This window comes from Serratia sp. KG1D (assembly GCF_037150675.1).
GTDB lineage: Bacteria > Pseudomonadota > Gammaproteobacteria > Enterobacterales > Enterobacteriaceae > Serratia > Serratia nematodiphila.
Genome location: NZ_JBAGIH010000001.1, coordinates 218,988 through 245,090 on the forward strand (window position 1 = coordinate 218,988; position 26,103 = coordinate 245,090).

At 59.9% G+C, this 26,103-nt stretch carries 19 protein-coding genes; 6 read left to right on the forward strand and 13 right to left on the reverse strand.

Features of this window, described 5'->3' with window-relative positions; all coding sequences use genetic code 11:
* Positions 1-45 precede the first annotated feature (45 nt).
* Together hemH and WFM45_RS01115 are read left to right on the forward strand one after the other, a co-directional pair.
* Positions 46-1,008 carry a ferrochelatase gene (gene hemH / locus WFM45_RS01110; RefSeq protein WP_060558732.1) on the forward strand — a complete coding sequence of 321 codons (963 nt, stop codon included), beginning with the start codon at positions 46-48 and terminating at the stop codon, positions 1,006-1,008.
* Positions 1,009-1,099: 91 nt separating this feature from the next.
* On the forward strand, positions 1,100-2,404 hold the full coding sequence (locus WFM45_RS01115) for an inosine/guanosine kinase (protein ID WP_004940249.1): 1,305 nt from the start codon (positions 1,100-1,102) through the stop codon (positions 2,402-2,404).
* 54 nt (positions 2,405-2,458) lie between these two features.
* Here WFM45_RS01115 and ybaL read toward each other — a convergent pair whose 3' ends face one another.
* Together ybaL and WFM45_RS01125 are read right to left on the reverse strand one after the other, a co-directional pair.
* On the reverse strand, positions 2,459-4,150 hold the full coding sequence (gene ybaL / locus WFM45_RS01120; RefSeq protein WP_004940247.1) for a YbaL family putative K(+) efflux transporter: 1,692 nt from the start codon (positions 4,148-4,150) through the stop codon (positions 2,459-2,461).
* Between the two features lie 245 nt (positions 4,151-4,395).
* Complete coding sequence (locus WFM45_RS01125) at positions 4,396-5,616, reverse strand: MFS transporter (protein ID WP_049278714.1); 1,221 nt, start codon at positions 5,614-5,616, stop codon at positions 4,396-4,398.
* 178 nt (positions 5,617-5,794) lie between these two features.
* Between WFM45_RS01125 and ushA the strand changes: the two genes are divergently transcribed.
* A complete protein-coding gene (ushA, locus tag WFM45_RS01130; RefSeq protein WP_048322353.1) occupies positions 5,795-7,447 on the forward strand; it encodes a bifunctional UDP-sugar hydrolase/5'-nucleotidase UshA in 1,653 nt (550 codons plus the stop codon).
* Between the two features lie 107 nt (positions 7,448-7,554).
* Here ushA and WFM45_RS01135 read toward each other — a convergent pair whose 3' ends face one another.
* Entirely contained in the window at positions 7,555-8,322 is a 768-nt protein-coding gene (locus WFM45_RS01135; RefSeq protein ID WP_047025742.1) for an AraC family transcriptional regulator, read from the reverse strand.
* A 99-nt stretch (positions 8,323-8,421) separates the two neighbouring features.
* Between WFM45_RS01135 and WFM45_RS01140 the strand changes: the two genes are divergently transcribed.
* Positions 8,422-9,585 carry a multidrug effflux MFS transporter gene (locus WFM45_RS01140; protein ID WP_033633977.1) on the forward strand — a complete coding sequence of 388 codons (1,164 nt, stop codon included), beginning with the start codon at positions 8,422-8,424 and terminating at the stop codon, positions 9,583-9,585.
* Positions 9,586-9,588: 3 nt separating this feature from the next.
* Here WFM45_RS01140 and WFM45_RS01145 read toward each other — a convergent pair whose 3' ends face one another.
* From WFM45_RS01145 to WFM45_RS01160, 4 genes are all read right to left on the reverse strand, one after another.
* Complete coding sequence (locus WFM45_RS01145; RefSeq protein ID WP_161800771.1) at positions 9,589-10,320, reverse strand: thioesterase II family protein; 732 nt, start codon at positions 10,318-10,320, stop codon at positions 9,589-9,591.
* A gap of 99 nt (positions 10,321-10,419) precedes the next feature.
* Positions 10,420-11,157 (reverse strand): tryptophan 2,3-dioxygenase family protein, encoded by a 738-nt coding sequence (locus tag WFM45_RS01150; RefSeq protein WP_033633975.1) that lies wholly within the window; start codon positions 11,155-11,157, stop codon positions 10,420-10,422.
* A complete protein-coding gene (locus WFM45_RS01155; RefSeq protein ID WP_336954151.1) occupies positions 11,154-11,966 on the reverse strand; it encodes a cyclase family protein in 813 nt (270 codons plus the stop codon). Before WFM45_RS01155 ends, WFM45_RS01150 begins: the two co-directional genes overlap by 4 nt.
* Positions 11,953-17,343, reverse strand: coding sequence for a non-ribosomal peptide synthetase (locus WFM45_RS01160; protein ID WP_280597973.1), 5,391 nt, complete (start codon positions 17,341-17,343; stop codon positions 11,953-11,955). Before WFM45_RS01160 ends, WFM45_RS01155 begins: the two co-directional genes overlap by 14 nt.
* Between WFM45_RS01160 and WFM45_RS01165 the strand changes: the two genes are divergently transcribed.
* Complete coding sequence (locus tag WFM45_RS01165; protein ID WP_161800773.1) at positions 17,326-17,610, forward strand: hypothetical protein; 285 nt, start codon at positions 17,326-17,328, stop codon at positions 17,608-17,610. The two genes, WFM45_RS01160 and WFM45_RS01165, sit on opposite strands and share 18 nt — an antisense overlap.
* A 119-nt stretch (positions 17,611-17,729) precedes the next feature.
* On the opposite strand, the gene WFM45_RS01170 is transcribed toward WFM45_RS01165, so the two are convergent.
* The gene (locus WFM45_RS01170; RefSeq protein ID WP_336954155.1) at positions 17,730-18,665 is read right to left on the reverse strand and encodes a diiron oxygenase; all 936 of its coding nucleotides are present in this window, start codon (positions 18,663-18,665) and stop codon (positions 17,730-17,732) included.
* A gap of 13 nt (positions 18,666-18,678) precedes the next feature.
* Entirely contained in the window at positions 18,679-18,963 is a 285-nt protein-coding gene (locus WFM45_RS01175) for a 2Fe-2S iron-sulfur cluster-binding protein (RefSeq protein WP_072010128.1), read from the reverse strand.
* Between the two features lie 354 nt (positions 18,964-19,317).
* On the opposite strand from WFM45_RS01175, the gene dacB reads away from it, so the two are divergent.
* Positions 19,318-20,784: a D-alanyl-D-alanine carboxypeptidase/D-alanyl-D-alanine endopeptidase gene (gene dacB / locus WFM45_RS01180; protein WP_166729646.1), complete on the forward strand. Its 1,467-nt coding sequence runs from the start codon at positions 19,318-19,320 to the stop codon at positions 20,782-20,784.
* Between the two features lie 10 nt (positions 20,785-20,794).
* Here dacB and ybaK read toward each other — a convergent pair whose 3' ends face one another.
* The 4 genes from ybaK to WFM45_RS01200 all read right to left on the reverse strand — a co-directional run bounded on the left by ybaK (position 20,795) and on the right by WFM45_RS01200 (position 26,089).
* Positions 20,795-21,274: a Cys-tRNA(Pro)/Cys-tRNA(Cys) deacylase YbaK gene (gene ybaK / locus WFM45_RS01185; RefSeq protein ID WP_033633969.1), complete on the reverse strand. Its 480-nt coding sequence runs from the start codon at positions 21,272-21,274 to the stop codon at positions 20,795-20,797.
* Between the two features lie 228 nt (positions 21,275-21,502).
* Entirely contained in the window at positions 21,503-22,309 is an 807-nt protein-coding gene (locus WFM45_RS01190; protein ID WP_048322358.1) for a TraB/GumN family protein, read from the reverse strand.
* A 133-nt stretch (positions 22,310-22,442) separates the two neighbouring features.
* Positions 22,443-25,154: a copper-exporting P-type ATPase CopA gene (gene copA / locus WFM45_RS01195; RefSeq protein ID WP_099982428.1), complete on the reverse strand. Its 2,712-nt coding sequence runs from the start codon at positions 25,152-25,154 to the stop codon at positions 22,443-22,445.
* A gap of 206 nt (positions 25,155-25,360) precedes the next feature.
* Positions 25,361-26,089: a DUF1295 domain-containing protein gene (locus tag WFM45_RS01200; protein ID WP_336954163.1), complete on the reverse strand. Its 729-nt coding sequence runs from the start codon at positions 26,087-26,089 to the stop codon at positions 25,361-25,363.
* Between the last annotated feature and the right edge of the window lie 14 nt (positions 26,090-26,103).

Sequence of the window (26,103 nt, forward strand, 5' to 3'; positions counted from 1 at the left end):
ACCCAGAACGGAATGCCGGCCGGAAAGGAAATGAGGGGAACTGAGATGAAGCAAGAGAAACACGGCGTATTGCTGGTGAACCTGGGCACGCCAGATGCGCCGACCTCGTCGGCGGTCAAACGCTATCTGAAGGAATTCCTCAGTGACGATCGCGTGGTCGACACGGCGCCGCTGATCTGGTGGCCGATCCTCAACGGCGCGATCCTGCCGATCCGCTCGCCACGCGTGGCGAAACTCTATCAGTCGGTGTGGATGGAAGAGGGCTCGCCACTGTTGGTGTACAGCCGCCGCCAACAGCGGGCGCTGGCGGCGCGCATGCCGAATACGCCGGTGGAGCTGGGCATGAGCTACGGTTCGCCAAGCCTGGCGGAAGCCATCGACAAGCTGCTGGCGCAGGGCGTGACCAACCTGGTGGTGCTGCCGCTCTATCCGCAATATTCCTGTTCCACCAGCGCGGCGGTATGGGATGGCGTGGCGCGGGTGCTGAAAGGCTATCGCCGCTTGCCTGCTGTGGCCTTCATTCGCGATTACGCCGAACACCCGGCCTATATCGCCGCGCTGCAGCAAAGCGTGGAGCGCTCGTTCGCCGAGCACGGCCAGCCGGACCGGCTGGTATTGTCGTTCCACGGCATCCCCAAGCGCTATGCGCGTCTGGGCGACGATTACCCGCAGCGCTGCGAGGATACGCTGCGTGCGCTGAGCGCCACGCTGCCGCTGGCGCCGGAGCGGGTGATGATGACGTACCAATCGCGCTTCGGCCGCGAGCCGTGGCTGACGCCGTACACCGATGAAACCCTGAAGGGATTGCCGGCGCAGGGCGTGAAGCACATTCAACTGATTTGCCCCGGCTTCTCGGCAGACTGCCTGGAAACGCTGGAAGAGATCAAAGAGCAGAACCGCGAGATCTTCCTCAAGGCCGGCGGCGAGAAGTTTGAATATATCTCGGCGCTGAACGACGAGCCGGCGCATATCGACATGATGCAGCAGCTGGTGGCGCAGCGTCTGTAATCATCCATAATCTGTCTATTTAGGTGCATCGTGATCGGGCGGGGATGTGTTAACATTCTCCGCTTGTTAAACCGTCACCACCGCCAATCACATGAAATTTCCTGGTAAACGCAAGTCCAAACACTATTTTCCGGTGAGCGCCCGCGATCCGCTTCTGCAGCAGGCCCAGCCCGAAAGTGAAATCAGCACCTCGTATATTGTCGGCATCGACCAGACGCTGGTGGATATCGAGGCAAAAGTGGACGATGCTTTTGTCCAGCGTTACGGCCTGAGCCTGGGCCACTCTTTGGTGATCGAAGACGACGTCGCCGAGGCGCTGTATCAGGAACTGAATGAAAACAACCTGGTCACCCATCAGTTCGCCGGCGGCACCATCGGCAATACCATGCACAACTATTCGGTGCTGGCGGACGATCGTTCGGTACTGCTCGGCGTGATGTGCAGCAACGTGAAAATCGGCAGCTACGCCTACCGTTATCTGTGCAATACCTCCAGCCGCACCGATCTTAACTATTTGCAGGGCGTTGATGGCGCCATCGGCCGCTGTTTCACGCTGATCGGCGAAAGCGGCGAGCGCACCTTCGCCATCAACCCCGGCCAGATGAACCAGCTGCGCCCGGAAAGCATTCCTGAAGAGGTGATCGCCGGCGCGTCGGCGCTGGTGCTGAGTTCTTACCTGGTGCGCTGCAAGGAAGGGGAGCCGATAAAGGACGCTACACTGCAGGCGATCGAGTACGCCAAAAAACACGATGTGCCGGTGGTGCTGACCCTGGGTACCAAGTACGTCATTGCCGACAACCCGCAGTGGTGGCGCGACTTCCTGAAGGAAAATGTGACGATTCTGGCGATGAACGAAGACGAAGCGCTGGAGCTGACCGGGCTGAGCGATCCGCTGACCGCCTCGGACATGGCGCTGGAGTGGGTGGATCTGGTGCTGTGCACCGCCGGGCCGAATGGCCTGTATATGGCGGGCTACACCGAAGAAGCCAATAAGCGCCAGACCCAGCACCCGCTGCTGCCGGGGCATATCGCCGAGTTCAACCGCTACGAGTTCAGTCGCGCCATGCGCCGCGAGCACTGTGAAAATCCGCTGCGCGTTTATTCGCATATCGCGCCGTATATGGGCGGGCCGGAGAAGATCATGAACACCAACGGCGCCGGCGACGGCGCGCTGTCGGCGTTGCTGCACGATATCGCCGCCAACGGCTATCACCGCCACAACGTGCCGAACTCCAGCAAGCATGTGCGCAGTTACCTGACCTACTCCTCCCTGGCGCAGGTGTGCAAATACGCCAACCGCGTCAGCTACCAGGTGTTGAACCAGCATTCGCCACGCCTCACGCGCGGCCTGCCGGAGCGGGAAGACAGCCTGGAAGAGTCCTACTGGGAGCGTTAACCCGCTGAAAAAGAAAAGGTCCGGCATGCCGGACCTTTTTTTATGCGCGGTGCCTCAGATCGGGCAGCCGCCCATTTTTTCTTCTTCGCTCAGGGTGTCCAGCTGCAGGATGTTCAGCATGCTGTTGGCGATCTCGCGTTCGCCCATGACCACCTGATTGGCGCCGCGATCGGTGATGTAGGCCACTTCATCGTCGTAGTGGGCGCGGGCGATGATCTCGATGTTCGGCCGCTTGGCGCGCGCCGAGGCGACGATCTCACCGGCCTCGTAGCCATTCGGGATGGTCAGCAGCAGCCAGCGCGCGCAGTCGAGCCTAGCCAGATCCATCACTTCCGGATTGGCGGCGTTGCCCAGCACCGTCTTGATACCCTGTTCGCGCAACGCTTCCACCCGCGGGCGGGAATTCTCGATCACCACCAGCGGAATGCCCGCCTCGGCCAGTTTGCCGCCCAGCAGGCTGCCGACGCGGCCGTAGCCGACCACCAGCGCGTGATTGCACATATCCACCGGGATCTGTTTCTCTTCTTCCACCGCCTCTTCGAGGATTTGCTCTTCGATGGTTTCGGTTTTGGCCAGATAGCGTTCCAGCAGAGTGAACAACAGCGGGTTGAGCATGATGGACAGAATGGCGCCGGCCAGCACCAGATTGCGGCCGTGCTCCGACATCATGCCGAGCGCGATGCCGAGGCCCGCCAAAATAAAGGCGAACTCGCCGATCTGCGCCAGGCTGGCGGAAATGGTCAGCGCGGTGCGCTTGGAGTGACCGAACATTTTCACCAGCAGGAACGCGGCGGCGGATTTGCCGAACACGATGATCGCCAGCGTCGCCAGCACCGCCAGCGGTTCGTTAATCACGATCATCGGATCGAACAGCATGCCAACCGAGACGAAGAACAGCACCGCGAACGCGTCGCGCAGCGGCAGAGTGTCGTGCGCCGCGCGGTGGCTCAGCTCGGACTCGTTCAGCACCATGCCGGCGAAGAAGGCGCCCAGCGCAAAGGAGACGTCGAACAGCTTCACCGCGCCGTAGGCGATGCCGAGCGCCAGCGCCAATACCGCCAGGGTGAACAGCTCGCGCGAGCCGGTGCTGGCGGTTTTCGACAGGATCCACGGCACCAGGCGGCGGCCGACCACGATCATCAGCGCGATGAAGGCGATGACTTTACCGATGGTCAGCGCCAGCTCCATCAGCAACTGGCTGCTGCTGGCATTGTCATTGCCCAGCATATTGCCGAAGGCCGGCAGCAATACCAGCGTCAGCACCATCGCCAAATCTTCGACGATCAGCCAGCCGATGGCGATTTGCCCGCGCTGGCTGTCGATCAGTTGCCGTTCCTCCAGGGCGCGCAGCAGCACCACGGTGCTGGCGGTGGAGAGGCAGAGGCCGAACACCAGACCGGAGATCAGATCCCAGCCGAGCAGCTTGGACAGCCCCATGCCGAGCAGGGTAGCGACGGCTATCTGCGCCACGGCGCCGGGAATGGCGATAGATTTTACTGCGAGGAGGTCTTTCAAAGAGAAGTGCAGGCCAACACCGAACATCAACAGGATAACGCCGATTTCCGCCAGTTCCGGCGCCAGTGAGGTGTCGGCGACGAAACCGGGGGTGAACGGGCCGGCGAGCACCCCTGCGGCCAGATACCCCACCAGAGGGGAGATGCGCAGGCGGTTCGCCAGCATGCCGAGGAGGAAGGCGAGTACTAACCCTCCGACGATGGTGGTGATGAGCGGTGTTGAATTATGCATCCATACTCCTTCTGGCTATGCATCGCGGCACGGGAGAAACGCAACAAAGTTACGAAAAGATACATTTAGTTTATTGCATTTGTTCGCGGCTTGCTTGGCTAATTTGGCCTTTTTTGTAAAAAAGCAGAGGATTTCACTTAAGGCATGGCAATGAGGGGGTTTTGGGGAAGATAAACCAAATAACATTGATTTATCCGTAGGATAACCCGGATGAATAAATAATTTCATCCGGGCAGACAGCGGGGTTATTGCGCTTTATGCTCCATATTGGGCAGTAGCGCGGTAATAATGCCGATCAGTGGCAGGAAAGCACAGATTTGGTAGACCAGTTCGATACTGGTCAAATCGGCGACATAACCAAGAACTGCCGCACCTAACCCGCCCATACCGAAAGCAAAACCGAAGAATAAGCCGGAAACCATGCCGACTTTACCGGGGATCAGCTCCTGAGCGTAGACCAGAATGGCGGAGAACGCCGAGGCGAGAATAACCCCGATGATCACCGTTAAAATGCCGGTCCAATAGAGGGATGCATAGGGTAAAACAAGGGTAAACGGCGCAGCGCCGAGAATAGAGCCCCAAATTACGTATTTACGCCCTATCTTGTCGCCAAGAGGCCCGCCGATAATGGTGCCTGCTGCTACCGCAAACAGAAAGGCGAACAGGTGAATTTGGGCATTCTGCACCGAAACGCCGAACTTATGTATCAGATAAAAGGTGTAATAGCTGCTGATGCTGGCCAGATAGAAGTATTTGGAGAAAATCAGCACCAGCAGGATGCCCAGCGAGTAGGCAACGGTACGTTTTGGCAGCGGTTTCAGCAGCGACGGGCTTTTCGGCTGCCCTTTAGTTGCCCGATGCTGATGTTGATACCACTTGCTGACCTGCAGCAACACCACGATCGCCAGCAGCGCCGCCAGCGAGAACCAGGCGACGTTGCCCTTGCCGTAAGGCGCGATGATCAGCGCCGCCAGCAGCGGGCCGAGCGAGCTGCCGAAGTTGCCGCCGACCTGGAAGAGCGACTGCGCCAGGCCGTGCCGCCCGCCGGAGGCCATGCGCGCCACGCGCGAGGATTCCGGGTGGAAGACCGATGAGCCGGTGCCCACCAGCGCCGCCGCCAGCAGCACCAGCGGGAAGGTGCTCGCCACCGACAGCAGCAGCAGGCCGGACAGGGTAAAGCCCATGCCGATCGGCAGCGAGTAAGGCTGCGGGTGTTTATCGGTGTAATAGCCGATCAGCGGTTGCAGCAGCGAAGCCGTTAGCTGATAGGTCAGGGTAATCATGCCGATCTGCACGAAGCTGAGATGGAAATCGGCTTGCAGGATCGGGTAAATCGCCAGGATCAGCGACTGGATCATATCGTTGAGCAGGTGAGACACGCTGATGGCGCCGAGGATGGAGAAAGCGGTCCTCTTTACCGTACTGCCCTTGGCGGGCGGCATCGCGCTTTGGCTACTGTCGGTCATATTATTATTAGCCTGATAAGTTGTTGAGCACAGAGATGACATCTTAGGCAGGGCGTTCAATTTTTACCATATCTGAAATAATCAGACTCACATCGCAAAAAATTGAAATCAGCTGTCATTAATTCGCGCTACAATTTCGCCCTCATCATAAAAGCCATTTAATACACGGAGATCCGCCATGCGTTTTTCGCTGAAAACCACCGCATGCGCGTTGGCCGTATCCCTGACGCTGCTGTCGGGGGCCGCCAGCGCCTGGGAAAAGGATAAGACCTACGCCATCACCATTCTGCATACCAACGATCATCATGGTCACTTCTGGCAGAACGATCACGGCGAATATGGCCTGGGCGCGCAGAAAACGCTGGTGGACGGCATTCGTCAGGAAGTGGCGGCGCAGGGCGGCAGCCTGCTGTTGTTGTCCGGCGGCGATATCAATACCGGCGTGCCGGAATCGGATCTGCAGGACGCCGAGCCGGACTTCCGCGGCATGAACCTGGTGGGTTACGACGCGATGGCGATCGGTAACCACGAATTCGACAACCCGCTGAGCGTGCTGCGCCAGCAGGAGAAGTGGGCGACCTTCCCGCTGCTGTCCGCCAACATTTATCAGAAAAGCACCGGCCAGCGCCTGTTCAAGCCTTATGCCCTGTTCGACAAACAGGGTATCAAGATTGCCGTGATCGGCCTGACGACCGACGACACCGCCAAAATAGGCAACCCGGAGTACTTCACCGACATGGAGTTCCGCGTGCCGGCGCAGGAGGCGAAGCAGGTGGTGGAGCAACTGCGTAAGGACGAGAAGCCGGACGTGATTATCGCCGCCACCCACATGGGGCACTATGACAACGGCGAACACGGCTCTAACGCGCCGGGCGACGTAGAAATGGCGCGCAGCCTGCCGGCCGGATATCTCGACATGATCGTCGGCGGCCACTCGCAGGATCCGGTGTGCATGGCCGGCGACAACCGCAAACAGGCGGATTATGTGCCGGGCACGCCGTGCTCGCCGGATCGCCAGAACGGCACCTGGATCGTGCAGGCGCACGAGTGGGGCAAATACGTGGGGCGCGCCGACTTCGAATTCCGCAACGGCGAGCTGAAGCTGGTGCATTATCAGCTGATCCCGGTGAACCTGAAGAAGAAAGTGGAGAAAGCGGACGGCACCAGCGAGCGGGTGTACTACACCCGGCAGATTGCGGAAGATCCGGCCATGATGAAGCTGCTTACGCCGTTCCAGGATAAGGGCAAGGCGCAGTTGGACGTGAAGATCGGCAGCGTCAACGGCAAGCTTGAAGGCGACCGCAGCAAGGTGCGCTTCGTGCAGACCAACCTGGCGCGGGTGATGCTGGCCGCGCAGAGGGAGCGCGCCGACGCCGACTTCGCCGTGATGAGCGGCGGCGGGGTGCGCGATTCGATTGAAAGCGGCGATATCACCTACAAGAATGTGCTCAAGGTGCAGCCGTTCGGCAACACCCTGGTGCATGTCGATATGAAAGGCAGCGAGGTTGAGCAGTACCTGGCGGTGGTGGCCAACATGAAGCCGGATTCCGGCGCCTACGCCCAGTTCGCCAACGTCAGCCTGGTGGCGGACGGCAAGGGCGTCAGCGAGGTGAAGATCAACGGCCAGCCGCTGCAGGCGGATAAAACTTACCGCATGGCGACGCTGAACTTCAACGCGCTGGGCGGCGACGGCTATCCGAAGCTGGACGGGCTGCCGAGCTACGTCAACACCGGCTTTATCGACGCCGAGGTGCTGAAGCAATACATCGAGAAACACTCGCCGCTGGATGCGGCGGCTTACGAACCGAAGGGCGAAATCGTGTATCGCTAGAAGCGTCGCGGAACGGCGCTCTCGCTTGTCGCGGGGCGCCGTTCCCGCCGTCGCTTTTCTCCTCTGAATCAACGCCTTTTGTCAGCGTTGCCGTTTTAAACGGCGTCTTACTTTCTTCTCTCCATATACGCCCTCGGCGGGCAGCCCGCCATATTCTTGAAAAAAGTGGCGAAGGCGCTGTCGCTGGAAAACGCCAGCCGACCGGCGACGTCGGATTGGCTCAGCCCTGCGGCCAGCATCTCTATCGCTTTGATCAGGCGCCATTGCTGACGCCATTGTTGATAACCGAGCCCGGTTTCACGGCGGAAAATCCGGCTGATGGTTTTCTCGGAAGCGCCGCTATAGCGCGATAGCTCGTGCAGCGGCGGAAGCATGTCCAGATTGGCCAGATGGCGCAGGCGGCGGTCGCTGGGCAGCGGCAGCAGCGTCAGTTCGCGCGGCGCGGCGGCGATCTCGTCCAGGCAGACCGCCAGAATATTGGCGTAAGGCCCATGCTGCCAGTCGGTGTCGAAGGCGGCGAACGCGATGCGTTCCAACACCTCGCGCAGCAGCGGCGAGGCTGTCAGTACGGCAAGCTGCGCAGGCAGACAGGCATAGCGATCGGCGTCGAGATAAAGCGAACGGTAGCCGACGACGCCGTTGACCTGAACGCGGTGAGCCACCTGCGGCGGGATCCAGGCGACTCTGCCCGGCGGCAGCATACAGATGCTTTGGTTGAGCGTGATGCGCATGCTGCCTTGCTGACAGAACAGCAACTGCCCCCTGTCATGCCAATGCGTGCCCGAGTCGTGCTGCGCCAGTTCGGCGGCGATCCCGAGCACCCCGTTGTCGAGCGTATCCGGATTAAAACTGTCCTGCGCCTGAAGCCACGCCATAGTCTGTCCGATTTTGTAAATTTATTGTCTTTTATATTGTAATCGGCGATGGGACCAGATGCTACCTTGTGCAGCCTATTCTTGGCTACAGGATCTGTTATGCAACGTAAACTGACGCTGACGTTGGCGACGTCGATGATGATGTTTCCCCAGGTGGTGGAGACCATCTACAGCCCGGCATTGACGCATATTGCGCACGGTTTCCGGGTCAGTGCGGAGATGGCGGCGCAAACGCTCTCTTGCTACTTTTTCGCCTTTGCGCTGGGCGTGGTGGTATGGGGGCGGATGTGCGACGTCATCGGACGCCGTCCCACCATTTTGGCCGGGCTGACGCTCTATCTGCTGGCTTCTCTCGTTGCGCTGTTCAGCGGCAGCTTCAGCGTGCTGCTGGCCGCGCGGGTGCTGGCCGCCTTTGGCGCGGCGGTCGGTTCGGTCGGGACGCAAACGGCGATTCGCGATCGCTTCGACGGTTATGAATTGGCGCGGGTGTTCTCGGTGATGGGGATCGCCATGGCGATCAGCCCGGCGGTTGGCGTGTTGAGCGGCGCAGTGCTGACTCACTATTGGGGCTATCAGGGGGTGTTCGGCGGTTTGGCGCTGTTGGCGGCGCTGTTGCTGGGCTATGCCGGTTGGCAACTGCCGGAGACGCGTCCGCAACAGGTGGTGAAGAATTCATTTTTCGGCACGCTGGGACGGATGGTCAAGGACGGGGATATTTGGCTCAGCGCGCTGTTGGTGGCGTTGTTCAATATTTGCATGTTCAGCTATTACCAGCTGGCGCCATTCCACTTCTCGGCGTTGGCGCTGCCGGCGCAGTGGTTCGGTTATACCGGTTTGGTGTTGGCGGCCGGGGTGGGCATCGGCGCGGCGATCAACAAGTTTTTGATCGGTAAGCACTGGTTGTTCCCTGCACTGTTGATGCTGGCCTGCGGATTATCGCTGATCGGCGGCCTGCTGGTACTGCTGCTGGAAGGGAGCTTGTGGTTCGTTCTGCCGATGATGCTGGTGGTGATGGCGTACGGCATCGCCATTCCCAATATTCTGGCGCGCGCGCTGCGCCATTATAAAGACTGCATGGGCACCGCCGGCGCCATCCTTGGCCTGATGTATTACCTGATGCTCGGCGGTGGCTTGGTGTTGGCGGGGCTTTCGCAGCACCTGGGTGCCGTGCTGTCGCTCTGCAGCCTCTGCGTGCTGCTGTTGGCGTGGCGGGTGGTGCACAACGAGCGTCGTCTGGCGATGCCTGAGAGTGAAAACGCCTGACGGCTATATGCTGGCTGGTTCACTCAGGTGGCCTGCCAGCAACTGGTGAATGCCGGCTATCACGGCGTCGCGCTGCGTGGTGATATACATATGTCCGCCGGCAAAAGTGCGCTGCTGAAAATCGCCTTGCGCGATCCGGCGCCAGTCGAGCAAATCCTGCCGATCGATCAGCTCGTCGTTTTCACCATAAAACATCGCCAGCGGGGCGGGGTAACCCGGCTGCTCAGGAAAAAGCAATTGGCTGGACAGCATCAGATCGGCACGGATCAGCGGCAGATAGTAATCGAGCAGCGCGCTGTCGCCGATGAGCGACGCATCCAGACCCTCGCCGGCACATAGCGCGTTCAACAAAGCGGCACGCGGCATTCTCAGCAACGCACTGTGGCGCGCCAGGAAGGGCGATGAACTGGCGGAAATGATCAACTGCAGCGGCGGCTGAGGCAGCGCCGTCGCTAACGCCAGCGCAACCCGTCCGCCAAGACTGTGGCCGAAAAAGATCAGCGGTTTGTCCTGCAGTGGCTGCAGTGCCGGCATCAGTTGATTGATGAGTGATTGGGGGTGACAGAGCGGCGCTTCGTTTGCCCGCTCCTCTCGACCGGGGTATTGCACGGCATAGAGTTCGATGTCCTGATGCAACGAGGGGCTCCACCCCTGAAAGGCAGTGGCGCCGGCGCCGGCATGAGGAAAAGCGATCAGCCGCAGGCTGCCCTGGCGCCCTGGCGTCAGCGGTTTCAAGCTGCGTGGGGCGTTGGGGAAGTGGGTGCAATGCATGGCGAAATCCGTATTTTCAGGAGGCCAAGGAAGCCTGAGCTTCCTTGGCGTTAAGGAACGCATTCAGTTGATGGCGTTCCACAATTCATCGAAGATCGGCGTGAACAGCGTAGATTTCAGATAGTCCGAACCCGATGAACCGCCGGTACCTTTCCGCTGCCCGATAGTACGTTCCACCAGTTTCACATGGCGGTAACGCCACTCCTGCAACAGTGAATCCAAATCCAGCAGTTGATTGAGCAGCAGCGACTCGCAGCTCGAACGCGTCAGCGATTGCCTGATGATGTCGTCGAAGCCCCGCGCCGCCTGATTGGGCTGGTCATTGAGACGCATCAGATGGCCGCGTATTGCCTGCCATAGTGAAACCGGTTGGATGATAGCCGCCAATCGGCGCTGTGCCTCTTCATCACCCTGATACTGCTGTAGTTTTTTCGGATTTTCCTTGCCGAGCAGCGCTTCTATGCCGGCGAACTGGTAGGATTGAAAACCGCTGGCGGTGCCGAGATAGCTGCGAAAACGCTGGAATTCGTGAAACTTCAGCGTGCAAATCACGGCGATCTGATTCACCACGGTTTGGGTAATGGCATTGACGCGCGTCATCGTTTCGATCGCCGCCGGTATATCTCCTTCTTCGATCTGCGCGATCGCCAGATGAAGCTCATCGATCAGCTGCTTGAACCAGAGCTCGTAGGTTTGATGAGTGATGATAAACAAGTTTTCATTGCGGTGTTCCGCAGACGGCGAGGCTGGCTGTTGCAGCGACAGCAGCTGGTTTAGCTGCAGATAGCTGGCGTAATTCATGATGTCACTTTCCCTGTAGAAAACGAAAATAAGATGGGCCGGCTGGGAAGGGCATCCCCGCTCAGATCCGGCAGTTGAATGGTCAGAAAATAGTGTCCCGCCGTGGCCTGCGCGGGAACCTGAATCAGCTCGGTCACGGAGGCGTATTTGCGCCCTTCTTGCGGCCTGTCGGGGGCCTCAAGCCCCCAAAAACGGCGATGGTTGTCCATGCGTCCGCCGTCGTATAGTCGGTCGATCGACGGAATGTCCACCAACAGATGCTGGACGCCGAGTTCGACGATGCGCGCCAAGGCTTGATGGCTGAAGTAGGGCGCGCAGGACGCGGCGGGGAATTCGCTCGGCGCCTCGATCGCAATCACCAAAGCCTGCAGGTAGTCGCCCGACAACGGCGCCAATGCGTCATCGAGCGCCGCCCGGGTAATCAGCCAGTCTTCGCAGACAGCGCTGGCGTTATAGCTTTCCGCGGTCGCGTCCGCTCGCTGCGGCCTGACGCGAATCAGGGTGGCGGCGATGAACGGTTCAAGCGGCAAATCAGCCACGTTGTGCGTTTCAGGAAGAATATGGCCGATGCATTCGGTGTGCGTACCATGGCAGTGCGGCACCAGGCTGATGCGCTCGGCGTTGCAGACCCCGCCATGACGCACGCTGGCGACGGTATCACCGTAACTCAGCGGCGCCGAGTCGGCGGGGGCCACACCATAAAGGTTGGTTGAGTTATCGGCGAAGTCCAGCCTGGCCGAGAGCCGCAGCGGCTCTCGGTGGTCAAGGTGATGACAACGCCCTTGGTGGTACACCTCAATGCGTTTCATCGGCGACCTCGGCAGTTTTGCTCAAGGCCAGAGCGGTAAGTTCGCGGATCTGGCTGTGCATGATGAATTCGCGGATAGTCAGCGAGACGCCCATCTGTTGACGAATGGCGTGCAGCAGCTGCGGGATCTGCAGTGAATTTCCACCCAGGCTGAAGAAGCTGTCGCAGACGCTGATCTGCGTCTGCGACAATACTTGTTGCCAGATATGCTGCATGGCGCTTTCCGCCTCGTTGGCCGCAGGCGTGTAGTCCGCTTCGGAAGCCGAGTAGCGGGTTTCCGGCGCTGGCAGCCGACGAATGTCGATTTTGTTGTTGTTGGTGAGCGGGAAGGCCGACAGCACCACAAAACCGGACGGGATCATGATATTCGGCAAACGGGCTTTCAGCGCCGTGCGTACCGCTTTTTCATTCAGCTCTTCGCCCGGCGTTAACTGCAGGTAGCTGACGATGCGGGCCTGCTGGCCTTCACCGACAATTAAACTGAGTGACCGCTCGATATTGTCGAGGGACGATAGACTGAGATCGATTTCGCTCAACTCAATACGGTGGCCGCGAATTTTGACCTGGTGATCGTTCCGGCCGAGATACTCCAGCTGCCCCTGTCGATTAAAACGCACAATGTCGCCGGTGCGGTACATATAGCGCTCGGCGCCGAACGCCTGACGCCGTAGAAAGACCTTATCGCTCAGCGTCGGGTTGCGCCAATACCCCGGCGATACCCCTGCGCCGCCCAGCCACAGCTCACCAAATGCGCCGCTTGGCAGCGGGTTGCCGGCCTGATCCATGACCAGAACCTCAGTCTTCTGGATCGGCGTGCCGATACAGTCGCTTGCGCCTTCGTGAGTCAGATCGGCGCAGGTCGACCAGATGGTGGTTTCCGTCGGGCCATACACCTGCAGCACCCGTGTCGCGATGCGTCGCAATTGCGTCAATAGGGCCGCCGGCATCTTCTCGCCGCCGCATAGCACGGTCAGGGGGCGTTGGCTCGCCGCCGGCAGATGGTGGGCGATGGTACTCCAGACGGTAGGTGTCGCTTGAATCACGCTGGGCTGCTGTCGCTCGATAAAGTGATACAGCTTGACCGGATCCATGGCGGTTTCTCGTGGACACAGCGTGACGTGCGCGCCGCCGGCGAGCGAGCAGAAAAGTTCCAACCCAAAAATATCGAAACTGATGCTGGTCAGGCTGAGCACCTTATCGCGCGCGCTCAGCGCCAGCCGCCCGACGAAGTCGTTGGTGAAATTGTTCAGGTTGCCGTGCGTGATCATCACCCCTTTGGGGTTACCGGTTGAGCCTGAGGTGTACATGATGTAGGCCAGCGTATCGTCGGCTGGGATCGGCAACGCGTCGGCCGCTGCAGGATGAGAAACCAGCGAGTCGAAACCGACGGCGGGACTGGCCCAACCTTGCTCTGGCTCACCATCGGTCACCAGCAACCGGGCTTGCGCGTTCTCGATCATGTAGCTCACGCGGTCGGCCGGGTAGTGTACGTCAATCGGCACGTAGTGTTTGCCGGCTCTCAGCACGCCGAGCAGGAGCACGGCGACGTGGCAACTTTTCTCCATCATGACGCCGACCGAGAAAGGCCGGCTGTCGATGCGCAGCAATGCATGCGCGACGCGCTCAGACTGCGCCCACAGCTGACGGTAGCTGTACTGTTGCCGTTCGCAGCTGACGGCGAGGCTGTCAGGCTGAGTATGTGCCAACCGGCCAATGTGCATCAGCAACGAGTCACGTGAACCTGCGTCGGCGTTGACGGCCAACTGTTGCAGCCAATGTTGTTCCCGTTCGCATAGCGGGTTGAGGGCAAGCTGCGCCGTATTGGCCGGCAGGGTGAGCAGTTGCCGCAGCGTTTGCTGATAGTTGTCCAACAGCATTTGCATGCTGGCGGGATAAAACAGTTCGCTGGCGTAATCGAGCTCGATGGCGACGGCGTCCTGTTCCACACTGAAGTTCCAGGTCATATCGAACATCGAGAAGCCGGACGAAAGCGGCAAGCGATGCAGCGTGCAATCGCGCAGGTTTTGTTGGCATACGTCACCGGCGTTCTGCAGGATAGCCATGATCTGGAATAACGGATTTTTGTTCGACATCCGTTCGTATTCGATCTGGTGCAAGATCCGGTCGAAGGAGAGCTGCTGATGCTGGTAGGCGCCGATGCAGGTTTCCATCATGTTACCGATCAGTCCGGCCAGAGTGTCCTGTTCGCTCAGTCGGATACGCAGCGGTACGGTATTGACGTGGAAGCCGCTGACCTGCGCCTGATCCAGGTTATCCCGCGCTGCGATGGCGGTGCCGATGACAATATCCTGCTGCTGGGTATAACGGCTGAGCAGCAAACTTAATGCCGCGCAGAGCAAGGCGAAAGGCGTGGCGCCCAGCGCTTTGCCTCGTGACGCCAGCAGACCGGCCACGTCAGGCTGCAGCTGATAATGGATGCGCTCTCCGGCGTGCGTCGGCATCAGCGGGCGCGGTTTATCCAGCGGGAAGTCCAGTTCGCGGCAGTCTTGCAGTTGCTGTTGCCAATAAGCGACATCCGCCGGCGCAGGTGACGCGATGCCGCTATTGACGATGTCGATAGTTTGAATCTGCGGTTGCGGTGCGTCCAAGCCGTGGTGATCGTCAAGCTCGTTATAGCGCTGCCACAGATCGTTAAGGATCAGTTGTTCGCTCCAGGCGTCGGTAATAATGTTGTGTTTTACCCAAATCAAAACATGGTGCTGCTGATGATACTGGACCAGCCGAAGCACCAGCGGCGGGCGAGCGGTGATGTCGAAAGGCGTGGCACACAGTTGGCGCACCCACTTTTCTGCCGACAGCGTTTGGCCGTCCACCCAGTGATCGGCAAGGCGAATCGGGGTATGCGGTTCTGCCAACTGATAGGCGACACCGTCGGTTTCGCTGAAACGAGTGCGCAGGCTTTCATGTTTTTCATAAATAAAATTGATCGCCTGCTCAAAGCGCCCCAGATCAAGCGGGCCCTGAATGTCTATCGCCAGCGGCAGGTTGTAACTGCAATCGTCAGGATTCAATGCGCTCAGGTACCAAAGCAGGTTCTGCTGTGGGCTGAGCGGCGCGCGGCGTTCGTCGCAGATCGCGATGGCGCGCTCTGCGGCAACGGCCTTATTCTCGATATATTCGGCCAGTTTGCGCACCGTATTGTGGCGGAACAGATCGGCGATGCTCAGGTGGCAGCAAAGATCGCGTGCGACGAGCGCGACGATTTTGCTCATTGTCAGCGAGTGCGCGCCCAGGTTGATGAACTCCTGGGTGACGTCGGCTTGCGGACAGCCGATCGCGTTGGCCACGATGCGCTCGAGAATGGCCTCCGTTTCGGTTTCCGGCGGCGTCAGGCGCTCATTCCGCTCATCCAGTGGCCAGTTTTCCAACTGTTGGCGGGCGATCTTGCCATTGATGGTCAGCGGCAGCGCCGGCAAGAAAATAAAGACGCTGGGGATCGCGGCGGGGTGGAGCAGTGTGACCAACGCGTGACGCAGCGCGTCGATCGTCAGCTCAGGCGAAGCGGGTTGCACGAAGGCGGCGAGAATTTTGCCCGAGGGCTGGCTGCGAGCGACCACGCAGGCGCTTTCAACCAGTGGATGACTGCGGACGGCGCTTTCCACTTCTCCCATCTCGATGCGCACTCCGCGTATCTTCACCTGGTGATCACGGCGGCCGACGAAAATAATGTTGCCCTGTTCGTCCCATTTGGCGATGTCGCCGGTTCGATAAAGACGCTCTTCGGCCGCCATATACGGCAGCCGACAGATAATGAACTTCTCTGCGCTCAGCGCCTCTTGATGCAGGTAACCGTGCGCCAGGCCGCTGCCGGCGATGCACAGTTCGCCCTCAAAACCGACCGGCAGTGGATTATGGTGGAGATCAAGGATGTGGCAACGGTAGTTTTTCAGCGGTTTGCCAATGCAGTTCCAGGGAACGCCGGGACGATACTCGCACAGCGAAGTGGCAATGGAAGCCTCGGTCGGCCCGTAACCGTTGCACAATCGGGTGCGCTCGGCCCACCAGGCGACGACGTCCGCAGGCGGGGCGTCTCCCATGACGATCATCGTCCGCAGTCCCGGCCACATTTCGCGGGGCAACAATTCCAGAATTGCCGGCGTAATAGTGATATGGCCGATATCGTGTTGAGTCAGATAGTCGTGCAGCGCGCCGACATCGGTATGCAGCTCCGAGGGCGCAAGATAAAGCGTCGCGCCGCTGACTAACGCGCCATAGACGTCCCAGCCGAAGGCGTCGAAACCCAGCGAGGCGATGGCCAGCACGCGGCTGCCTTGCGCCAGTCCAATGAAATCGCGGTGGTTTTGCGCCACGTTGCTCAGGCCTTCACGCCCGATCATGACGCCTTTGGGCTTGCCTGTCGTCCCGGAGGTATAGCAGACGTAAGCCAGAGCGTCTCGCGATTGAGGGAGTTGCTCCGCATGGATGTTCAGCGAACGGTAATCAATGCTTGATGGCGCAATGCACGGCGCGTCGCCGGAGTGCAATGGCGAGTCGGCCAAAATCAGCGCGGGCTGTACGTCGTCAAGAATGCTTTGATTGCGTGCCGCTGGCGCCTGCGGGTCGAGCAGTACATAGGTTTTATTGCTTTTCAGTATCCCCAACAGCACGATCAGCAGCGTCGCTGACTTGTCCATCGAGACGGCGACGACCGAACTGGCGGCGCCGCTGTGTTCAAGCAGCCAACAGGCAAACTGATCCGAGGCGCGATCGATTTCTCCATAGCTGTATGTCTGGCCATCGGCATGCAGCGCGGCCTGTTGCGGATGAGCGGCGGCGGCGTGGCGGAACAAAGCGATGACGTCGTGCGCCAGGAGCTCGGCATCGTCGGTTGCGTTGAATTGGCTCAGGCGATGTAACGTGTGAGGTTGAGTAACAATGGGCGCGGCGACGGGATCGGCCGGATCTGCCAATAGCGCGTCAAGATAGTCGGTGAACGCGTTGAAACGCATGTCGTCGCCATACAGGGTAAGCTGAGTTCCGTCACCGCAAGCCGCTACGTCGACCATCACTCGTGGCTGGGCGTAGCGTCCCTGTTTGAGCGCGCCGGTTTCATTAAAGAAGAAATGTTGCAGCTGTGCGGGGGACGTGATGTCCGCTACCGGCACCGTATGGAAGTCGGCGCCGGGTTGCCAGGTGAGATGGCAGAGATCGCTGCCGCAACGTCCCTGCATCTGATCGCCAAGACGTTCCATCAGCAATGCGGTCAATTCGCGCATGCGCGTCGGTGATTCGGCATAGTATTTACGCGCCAAGCGGTAGGGAAGTTCTTGTACCGGCGGTATACCGCCACGCGACAGCTCGACCACAATGTCGACAAGCCTTTCCTGCAGCAGGGGAAGTTGGGCGTCAGCGGCCATATCCGACAGCGCATCGCACAGATAAGCGGCCTGGCCGGCGGAGCTAAAGTACAGAGAAAAGTGTTCTTGGTTTTGCAGGGTGTCAATGTCGTTAATATTTTTTTTATTGGTTGCGAGCGTCAGCAGATTTTTTCCCTGCTGTTGCAGTCGTCGTATTGTTTCAGCGTTATTTTCAGTGGTGATAATAAGGTCGAGCTTTTCGGTTGGACGGTGTTCGAGACTGATAAAGCTAACCTGATGGCCGTATTCCCGGATTTCGTCGGTTAATAATTTACCGCAGGCACTGTCGCCGAAATAGCCAATATGAAGTAATTCCATTTTTGCTTCCTGAGAATAATGGTTTCCCTTGCGGAATATCAAAGGTGCTGGATTTTTATACCGGTTAATTAGATTGTTGCATGCAGCGCATCGGCGATAGGCAAATCAGCCAGAATGCCCGATTTATTCAGCGCCACCAACATTTGCTCCGTGACGATATTATTGTTTTCCCACGGTTTAACATGCGTTGCTGGATAAGTGTCTGCGATGATGTCGATAATTTCCGCTTCTGTCAGTCCTAGTTGGCGCAACATGCAGGCGCTGAAATCTTTGGCGATAGCGTCGGTTGCGTAGCCTTCCAGGAAAGCCAAAATCGGTTGTTGCAACGCTTGCTTGGTCGCCGCGTCGCTGTGGCGCCAGATATGGCTCAGCACCTGCTGTGAGAAGCGGGCATGGCGGCCTTCATCCGCAACGTGATCTTTCATCACCAGATAGAAGGTCGGGAAAATATCTTCGTTGTTGATCACATCGATCAGATCGGTCGTCAGCGCCTGCTCCGACAGGGACACGCAAACCAGTCGCAGCAGTTCGCGCAGACGTTCGTCCCCCATTGCCAACGATTGAGCCAGGGCATAGGAGGCCTCGGTATCTTTTGGCATCGGCAGCGGCGCAATGGACGTCATCTGCTCTACCTGATTGATCAGATCCAGCGCCACCAGGGCGTGATAGGACTCATCCACGACCACAGTCAGCGCGTCTAAGCGCATTTCAAGCGGAAAGTCTACGCCGACCGCGTTTTTGTAGAGCTTGTAACTGGAATCATTGATGATATCCAACTCGATGTTGGCGATGCCATTCAGGTAATGGTAGAGGGTTTGTACCTGAATATAGCGCAAGGCTTGTTCACCGAGCGCGGCAACGCGCGGATGGAGGCACAGCGGCAGACGTTCGAGGGGGAAGAAAAGGGTTGATTGGCTGTCCTGTTCGTTGAGAAGGCGACGCGGGCGGGAGCGAACAATCGCGGCGCGATCCCATTTTTTCAACGTGGTTTCAATGAGGCTCATCGGTTAATCCTTATTAATAGAGTTCTATTTCAATATCCGATTGTGAATAGGCGCAGCAGGCCAGAATAATATTCTCTTCTAACTCCTCTTCGCATAAGGCACTCTGTTTTTCATGGCGTATATTTCCGCTGATTAGAAGTAATTTGCAACAGCCGCACCTCCCCTTTCGGCATAGGTTGGGAATGTCGATATTTAATCTTTCAAAGTTTTCAAGCAGCGACGTTTCAGGACAAAAGTCACCGATGCCCGCGCCATCAAAAATAACTTGATGACCATCGGGCCCTGTATTTTCAGACATGGCGTGTTATTCCCTATGGAAGTCAGTGAGTGAGATCACATTTTAAAATTCATATAAGTAAATTGTTATTAATAATAGGTTGTGAGTTTTAATGGGGAGTAACGATAGCTTTGGCTTTGTTTATTGTCAACAAGACACATTAAAAACATTAACATTATATTAAAGGTTATTTCACATAATATAGTTCATATTCAAACTTTATTGCCTTGATTGTTTAGCAATTCTTATTATTGCTTGTTTTATAATATCAATAAGCAAAAATCGTTGTTTAGTGAATGGAAAACAGGACGCCGCCGCCTTCCAATGATAGCCTGAGCGACAATTTGGTTTTGATAACGCAAACAGGAAGATGACATGTTGAAAACCGCAGGCTGGCTGCTGCCCGCCATCGTGGCGCTGGCGGGGTGTTCGTCATCCGGCCAACGTCACGAACAAACCCTCAGCCAGGCGCTGGCGGCCCTCGGCCAGGACAAGGCGCTGGTTGGGGCGTCGAGCGGCGTGATGGTGCGCGATGCCGAGAGCGGCGCCGTGCTGTATCAGGCGCACGCGGATCAGCGTTTGGCGCCGGCTTCCAACATGAAGATGTTCACCTCTCTGGCGGCGTTCGGCGTGCTGGGGGCCGATTACCGCTTTGAAACCCGGCTGTTGACCGCCGGTAAACAGCGCGGCGACACCCTGCAAGGGGATCTCTATCTGCAGGGCAGCGGTGACCCGACGCTGCATCCGGACGATCTCGACACCTTCGCCGCAGCGCTGGCGCAGCGCGGCATCCGTCATATACAGGGGCGGTTGTTGCTGGATGCCGGCGCCTTCGATCAGACGCCATTCGGCGCCGGTTGGAGCTGGGACGATGAACCTTTCGCCTTCGCTGCGCCGATCTCGGCGCTGAACTACGCCTTTACTCCCGGCGGCGATATCAACGTGGTGCAGGTGGCGGTGCGGCCGGGCGCCCGCGCCGGCGCGCCGGGACGGGTGAGCTTCTATCCCGCCAATGACGCGGTGACGCTGGTCAACCGCACCACCACCGGTAGTGACACCGCGCTGACGTACGAGCGCCGGCCGGGCAGCAACCGGATCGTGGTCAGCGGCACCATCGCCGCGCAGGCGGAGGCCAGCTCGCGATTGATTACCGTCGATCAACCGTCCCTCGTCGTCGGCGCCTTATTGCAACATGCTCTGCGCGCGCACGGCATCACTCTGCGCGGCAAGGTTGAAGAGGGCGTGACGCCGGCCGGCGCACAGCTGCTGGCGGAAAAAACCTCTCCGCCGCTCTCCCGCCTGGCCGTCACCTTCCTGAAAGTCTCCAATAACGGCTACGGCGAGATATTGACCAAGGCGATGGGCCGCAAGACGCAGGGTAAAGGGGATTGGGCCGCCGGCCTTCGGGCGATAAACGGATTTGTGCAAAGCCAGGGCGTCGCGGCCGACGCGTATCGCCAGGTGGACGGCTCAGGGCTGTCGCGCATGAACCAGATCACGCCGCAACAGCTGACGACGCTGCTGCTGGCGGCCAGAAAACAGCCGTGGTTCGCCGACTGGTATCACGCCTTGCCCGTCGCGGGCGAGCCGGGGTTGCTGGTGGGCGGCACGCTGCAAAGCCGCATGGTGAACAGCGCGGCGGCGGGGCGCGCCCACGCCAAGAGCGGTTCCATGACCGGCGTATCGTCGCTCAGCGGCTATGTCGATTCGGCGACCGGGCGGCCGCTGGCATTCGCCATCATCAGCAATAACTATCTGGTGCCGGGCGCGCAGGTGAAGGCGCTGGAGGACCGCCTGGTGGAAACGCTGGCGGCCTGTGACGCCACGGTGGCGTGCCGCTGAGCGCGCGGCGTCAGTCGCGTTTGGCGATGTCGGCGAAGCTGCCGGCCAGCAGGCGGCACAGATCGGCGGCGGCCAGTTCGATGTCCAGCCCGCGTTTGCCGCCGGAAACGTAGATGGTGGTGAACGCTTGCGCCGGGCTGTCGATCACCGTCGGCAGCCGTTTTTTCTGCCCCAGCGGGCTGATGCCGCCCACCAGATAACCGGTGACGCGCTGCGCCAACTGCGGATCGGCCATCTCGGCCTTTTTGGCGCCGAGCGCGCGGGCGACCTTCTTCAGATCCAACTGGGTCGCGACCGGCGTGACCGCCACCGCCAGGTGTTTGGCGTCGCCGTTCAGCGCCACCAGCAAGGTTTTGTAAACCCGATCGGCATCCAGCCCCAGCTTTCTCACCGCCTCGTCGCCGAAGTTGGTTTCGTCGCTGTCGTGGTGATAAGGATGGAGGGTGAAGGCGACCTTTTGTTTCTCAAGCAGAACGACTGCGGGCGTCATGATGTGTTGTCCAAAATGTCCCCGGCGGGGAAAGGGTGATAACCAGCCTTAAAAATACAAAAATCCAACCTGCCCGGCAACCTGAGCGGCTGTTACATAAAGCGGGTTGCCAAGATATTCACCGGGTTGCTACCCTGTTTACTGTAACCGTTAACACGGTTGCTATGCGTATAACTAGAATACAAGAAATTCCTCTTTGACTGGCCAATAGCGATATTGGCCTCTTTTTTACCCCTGTGGCTGCAGCATCGCCGGCAGGTTATCCTCGCCGTACAGGTGCAATGCGCCAACCGCCACCACATAGTCACCGGCAGGCAGCGCCTCCAGCTGATGCCGCCAGTCGCGATTGCGCTGATGCATCAGCACGTCATACAGCCCAGCGCTGAAGGTGGCGGGCAGCGTGTCCAGCGTACCGCGCGGTTTGGCGTCCAGCCACCAGCTCACCATGGTTTGCAGCAGCCGCGCGTTGGTATGCCAGTGTTCCAGCGTATCGCGCAGCAGCGCAATGCCGCCTTCCGGCAATTGTTCCAGCATCGCCAGCTGCTGCCGCGCGCCTTCCAGTTCGATCACCGGTTTGTCCTGCGCCCGGGCGGCCTGCAGCAGCTGATAGTCCACGCCATATTCCGCGCGCAGCCCCAAACGCTGAGCCTGGCGCGCCTGCATCATCAGCGCCACCTGCCAGCCGGGCAGGGTAGCGAAGGCGTGCGGGTCGGCGCCCAGCTCATGGCACAGCGCCAGCAACCGTTGATATTCTTCGGCGGACAGGCGCTGTTCCAGCTCCGGCTGCAGCTCGGCGTGGTCGAAAGGGGAGGCGGAGTCGGTGATATCGGCTTCGACGATCAGCGCGTCGGCCTGTTGCAGCCGGGCGGCCAGCCGGGGCGGCAACGGCGACATATCGACGGTGCCCATATGGATGCTGCCCACCAGATGCAGCCGACGATCGCCAGGCAGGGTGATGTCCAACGCCGGATAAGCGTAACGCTTGGGCGAGATCAGGCCGAGAAAGGCGGCGAGGCGGCGTAACAGTTGACCCATACGGCGTGGCTCCTGAATAACGGGTGCGCGTTTCAGCATGAAAGGCGAGGGGAAATCGTTATTCATGCTAAACGCTATCCGCCGCGCAGGAAAGCCCGGAAAACAGCGGGGCGCCATGACGGCGCCCCGGCGATCACTTCTGCGGTTTAAAACGCAGCAGCCGGTTGGCGTTGCTGACCACGGTAATGGACGACAGCGCCATCGCCGCGCCCGCCACCACCGGGCTGAGCAGCGTGCCGGTCAGCGGGTAGAGCACGCCGGCGGCGATCGGAATGCCCAGCGTATTGTAGATAAAGGCGCCGAACAGGTTCTGCTTCATGTTGCGCAGCGTGGCCTTCGACAGCGCTACCGCATCCGCCACGCCGTGCAGGCTGTGGCGCATCAGGGTGATGGCGGCGGTCTCGATGGCGATGTCGCTGCCGCCGCCCATCGCGATGCCCACGTCGGCCTGCGCCAGCGCCGGGGCGTCGTTGATGCCGTCGCCGACCATCGCCACGCGCTGGCCCTGCGCCTGCAACTGTTTGATCGCCGCCGCTTTGCCGTCCGGCAGCACGCCGGCAATCACCCGATCGATACCGGCCTCTTTGGCGATGGCGTTGGCGGTTACCGGGTTGTCGCCGGTCAGCATCACCAGCTGATACCCCTGTTGGTGCAGGCGCTGCAGCGCCGCGACGCTGTCCTCGCGCAGCGGATCGCGAATGGCGAACAGCGCGGCCGGTTTACCGTCCACGGCCAGCAGCACCGGCGTCACGCCGCGTTCGGCCTGGGCGCGCATCGGCGCTTCCAGTTCGGCGGTCGCGACCTGATGCTGTTCCAGCAGCGCGGCGTTGCCCAGCAGCACCTGCACGCCGTCGATCTCCCCGCTGACGCCGGCGCCGCGCAGGGTGCGGAACTGCGCGACCTGCGGCAGCGTTTGCCCAGCGGCGCGTTCCATGATGGCGCGCGCCAGCGGGTGGTTGGAGCCTTGTTCCAGCGCGGCGGCCCAGCCGATCGCCTGCTGTTCGCTGACCTGATTGAAGGTCAGGATCTCCACCACCTGCGGTTTCCCTTCGGTCAGGGTGCCGGTTTTGTCGAACACCAGGGTGTCCAACTGGCTGGCCTGCTGCAGGGCGTCGGCGTCGCGCACCAGCACGCCGAACTCCGCCGCGCGGCCGACGCCTGAAATGATCGACATCGGCGTCGCCAGGCCCAATGCGCACGGGCAGGCGATGATCAGCACCGTGGTGGCGATCACCAGCGTATAGACCAGCTGCGGCTGCGGGCCAAAGAAGTACCATATCGCCGCGCTGAACAGGGCGATCGCCACTACCGCCGGCACGAACACCGCCGAGACGCGGTCAGCCAGTTGGCCAATCGCCGGTTTACTGCTCTGCGCCTGACGCACCAGTTTGATGATGCGCGCCAGCGTGGTTTGGCTGCCGATGGCGGCGGCGCGGAACAGCACGCTGCCGTCGTCGACCACCGTCCCGGCATGCACCGTGTCGCCGGCGCCTTTCTGCTGCGGCACCGCTTCGCCGGTCAGCATCGCTTCATCGAGCCAGACTTCGCCCTGTACGATTTCACCGTCGACCGGCACGCGATCGCCGGTGGTCAGCCGCAGCGTCATGCCGAGCTGCACCTCCGCCAGCGGGATATCGCGCTCGCCGTCGTCGGTCACCAGGCGCGCGGTGGGTGGCGTCAGATCCAGCAGCCGCTCCAGCGCCTGTGAAGAACGCTGACGGGCGCGCTGCTCCAGCGCATGGCCGAGGTTGATCAAACCGATGATCATCGCGCTGGCCTCGTAATAGAGGTGGCGCGCTTCCATCGGGAAGAAATCGGGCCAAACGTTGACGGCGATCGAGTAAAGCCAGGCGGCGCCGGTGCCGAGCGCCACCAGGGTGTCCATGGTGGCGCTGCCGTTCATCAGCGCGCGCCAGGCGTTGCGGTAGAAGTGCCCGCCGGCGAACACCATCACCGCCAGGGTGATGACGCCGACCAGCAGCCAGGGGCGCTGGGTTTCCGGCGTCAGCGTCATGCTGCCGCCGAACAGCCCCCAGGCCATCAGCGGGATACCCAACGCCAGACCGAGCGCCGCCTGCCAGCTAAAGCGCATCATGTTGGCGCGTGCGGTCTGCTGCTGGCGTTCGCGGCGTTCGGTTTCGTCCTGAATCATCTCGGCACCGTAGCCGGCTTTTTCCACCGCCGCCACCAGCGCTTGCGCATCGGCGGCGCCGGTCACCAGCGCGCTGCGTTCCGCCAGGTTGACGCGCGCGTGTTCTACGCCGGGTACGCTTTGCAGCGCCTGCTGCACTTTATTGACGCAGCTGGCGCAGGTCATGCCGCTGAGCAGCAGCTGTACGCTGTCGTCCGCGCTGTCGGTTGCCGGAAGGGAAGGTTGCGCCGCTGGCTGAACGTCCGGCAACGAAGGTGTTGCGTCAGCCAACGGCTCAGTTTTTGGGACGACGGCGCCCGCCACGCTGGCGTGATAACCGGCATCTTCCACCGCAGCGATCAGCGCCTGCGGATCGGCATCGCCGTACACTTTCGCGCTGTCGATCTCGACGTCGGCGGCGAACACGCCCGGCACCGCTTCCAGCGCCTTGCGAGTGGTGCCGACGCAGTGCATGCAGCTCAGGCCGCTCAGCTGCAGTTCGGTATCGGCGTGCGGCGCGACTTCGGCCTGATAACCGGCGGCGATCACGCTGTCGATCAATGCGCTGTCCGGCGCTTCGCCGGTCACTTTGGCGTAATGCACGTTAACGTCCGCCTGTTCGACATCGCTGCGGCTTTCCAGGGCTTTTTTCACCCGCTGCGCGCAGTTCATGCAGGACAGCCCCTGCAATGCCAGCATAGTGGTGTGTGACATGATTGGACTCCTTGCTTAGAAGGCGGTGTTTAAAGGTTGACCGCCTGACCTGTTTTCACTAAGAAGGGAGCTTAAACCTTCCCGCAAGGGTAAGGTCAAGGCGGTTTTTACTTGCGCGGGCGTGACGGTCGTTTTGTGTTGTATAACAAGGTGTTTTATCGGCGGCAACGCGGTCAGCTTGCCCGGACCGCGCTGCCGCATTGGGGTTACAGCACGAAAGGAATGAAACACTTAACCTGACGTTTATAGTTGCGCCAGACCTCGCCGTAGCGCTTCTCGGCCATTTTCTCGCTTTTGGGAATGGCGTCGGCGAAATACTGCACCAGGTTAGTCAGCGGTGCGATCAGGCCAAACAGGTTGCCGGCAAGCAGCCCGAAGCTGACGAAAATAAGAAAGTCGCCGAAATAATTCGGATGGCGCGCCAACCCCCAAAAGCCGTTGTTCAGCAGCCGGCCTTTATTGTTCGGATCCTGTTTGAAGCGCCGTTTTTGATAATCGCTGCCGAAGTGGAACAGCGTGCCTATCAGGTAGACCCCAATGGCCAGCCATTGCAGCGCGCCCCACGGCCCCTGCAGTTGGCTGGCCCAATAGAAGGGCAGGCAGTACAGGCCGCCGAAGATCATGACCATCATCACCGCCAGCCATGGCACCTGCTGCGTGGGCATCACGTCCTTGAGTTTGGCCGCGGCGGTATTGCCGTACCAACGTGTCAGCACGATGTTCATGCGCAGCAGGTACAGGCCGACCATGACAAGGATCAGGGCTTTGTGGCTCAGATCGCCCTCGCCGAAATAGCAATAGACCAGAGTAACCGGCCCCATGGCGTTGAATCCCCACAGAAACATCGGGCGAGTGTCTTGAGCGCCGCGGCTGGTAATAAACGCCAGCAGGGCAAGGATCAACAAAACAGCGGCCAAAGCAATCCATACGTTCATTGTGTTCTCCTCAG

Bases quoted from the DNA above. Each gene is read 5' to 3' on its own strand.
- WFM45_RS01190 (WP_048322358.1), bottom strand. From the start codon at position 22,309: ATGGGTCAACTGTTACGCCGCCTCGCCGCCTTTCTCGGCCTGATCTCG.
- ybaL (WP_004940247.1), bottom strand. From the start codon at position 4,150: ATGCATAATTCAACACCGCTCATCACCACCATCGTCGGAGGGTTAGTA.
- WFM45_RS01135 (WP_047025742.1), bottom strand. From the start codon at position 8,322: ATGGCGTGGCTTCAGGCGCAGGACAGTTTTAATCCGGATACGCTCGAC.
- ybaK (WP_033633969.1), bottom strand. From the start codon at position 21,274: ATGACGCCCGCAGTCGTTCTGCTTGAGAAACAAAAGGTCGCCTTCACC.
- WFM45_RS01170 (WP_336954155.1), bottom strand. From the start codon at position 18,665: ATGAGCCTCATTGAAACCACGTTGAAAAAATGGGATCGCGCCGCGATT.
- WFM45_RS01160 (WP_280597973.1), bottom strand. From the start codon at position 17,343: ATGGCCGCTGACGCCCAACTTCCCCTGCTGCAGGAAAGGCTTGTCGAC.
- WFM45_RS01175 (WP_072010128.1), bottom strand. From the start codon at position 18,963: ATGTCTGAAAATACAGGGCCCGATGGTCATCAAGTTATTTTTGATGGC.
- ushA (WP_048322353.1), top strand. From the start codon at position 5,795: ATGCGTTTTTCGCTGAAAACCACCGCATGCGCGTTGGCCGTATCCCTG.
- WFM45_RS01140 (WP_033633977.1), top strand. From the start codon at position 8,422: ATGCAACGTAAACTGACGCTGACGTTGGCGACGTCGATGATGATGTTT.
- WFM45_RS01115 (WP_004940249.1), top strand. From the start codon at position 1,100: ATGAAATTTCCTGGTAAACGCAAGTCCAAACACTATTTTCCGGTGAGC.
- WFM45_RS01150 (WP_033633975.1), bottom strand. From the start codon at position 11,157: ATGAATTACGCCAGCTATCTGCAGCTAAACCAGCTGCTGTCGCTGCAA.
- dacB (WP_166729646.1), top strand. From the start codon at position 19,318: ATGTTGAAAACCGCAGGCTGGCTGCTGCCCGCCATCGTGGCGCTGGCG.
- WFM45_RS01200 (WP_336954163.1), bottom strand. From the start codon at position 26,089: ATGAACGTATGGATTGCTTTGGCCGCTGTTTTGTTGATCCTTGCCCTG.
- WFM45_RS01125 (WP_049278714.1), bottom strand. From the start codon at position 5,616: ATGACCGACAGTAGCCAAAGCGCGATGCCGCCCGCCAAGGGCAGTACG.
- hemH (WP_060558732.1), top strand. From the start codon at position 46: ATGAAGCAAGAGAAACACGGCGTATTGCTGGTGAACCTGGGCACGCCA.
- copA (WP_099982428.1), bottom strand. From the start codon at position 25,154: ATGTCACACACCACTATGCTGGCATTGCAGGGGCTGTCCTGCATGAAC.
- WFM45_RS01155 (WP_336954151.1), bottom strand. From the start codon at position 11,966: ATGAAACGCATTGAGGTGTACCACCAAGGGCGTTGTCATCACCTTGAC.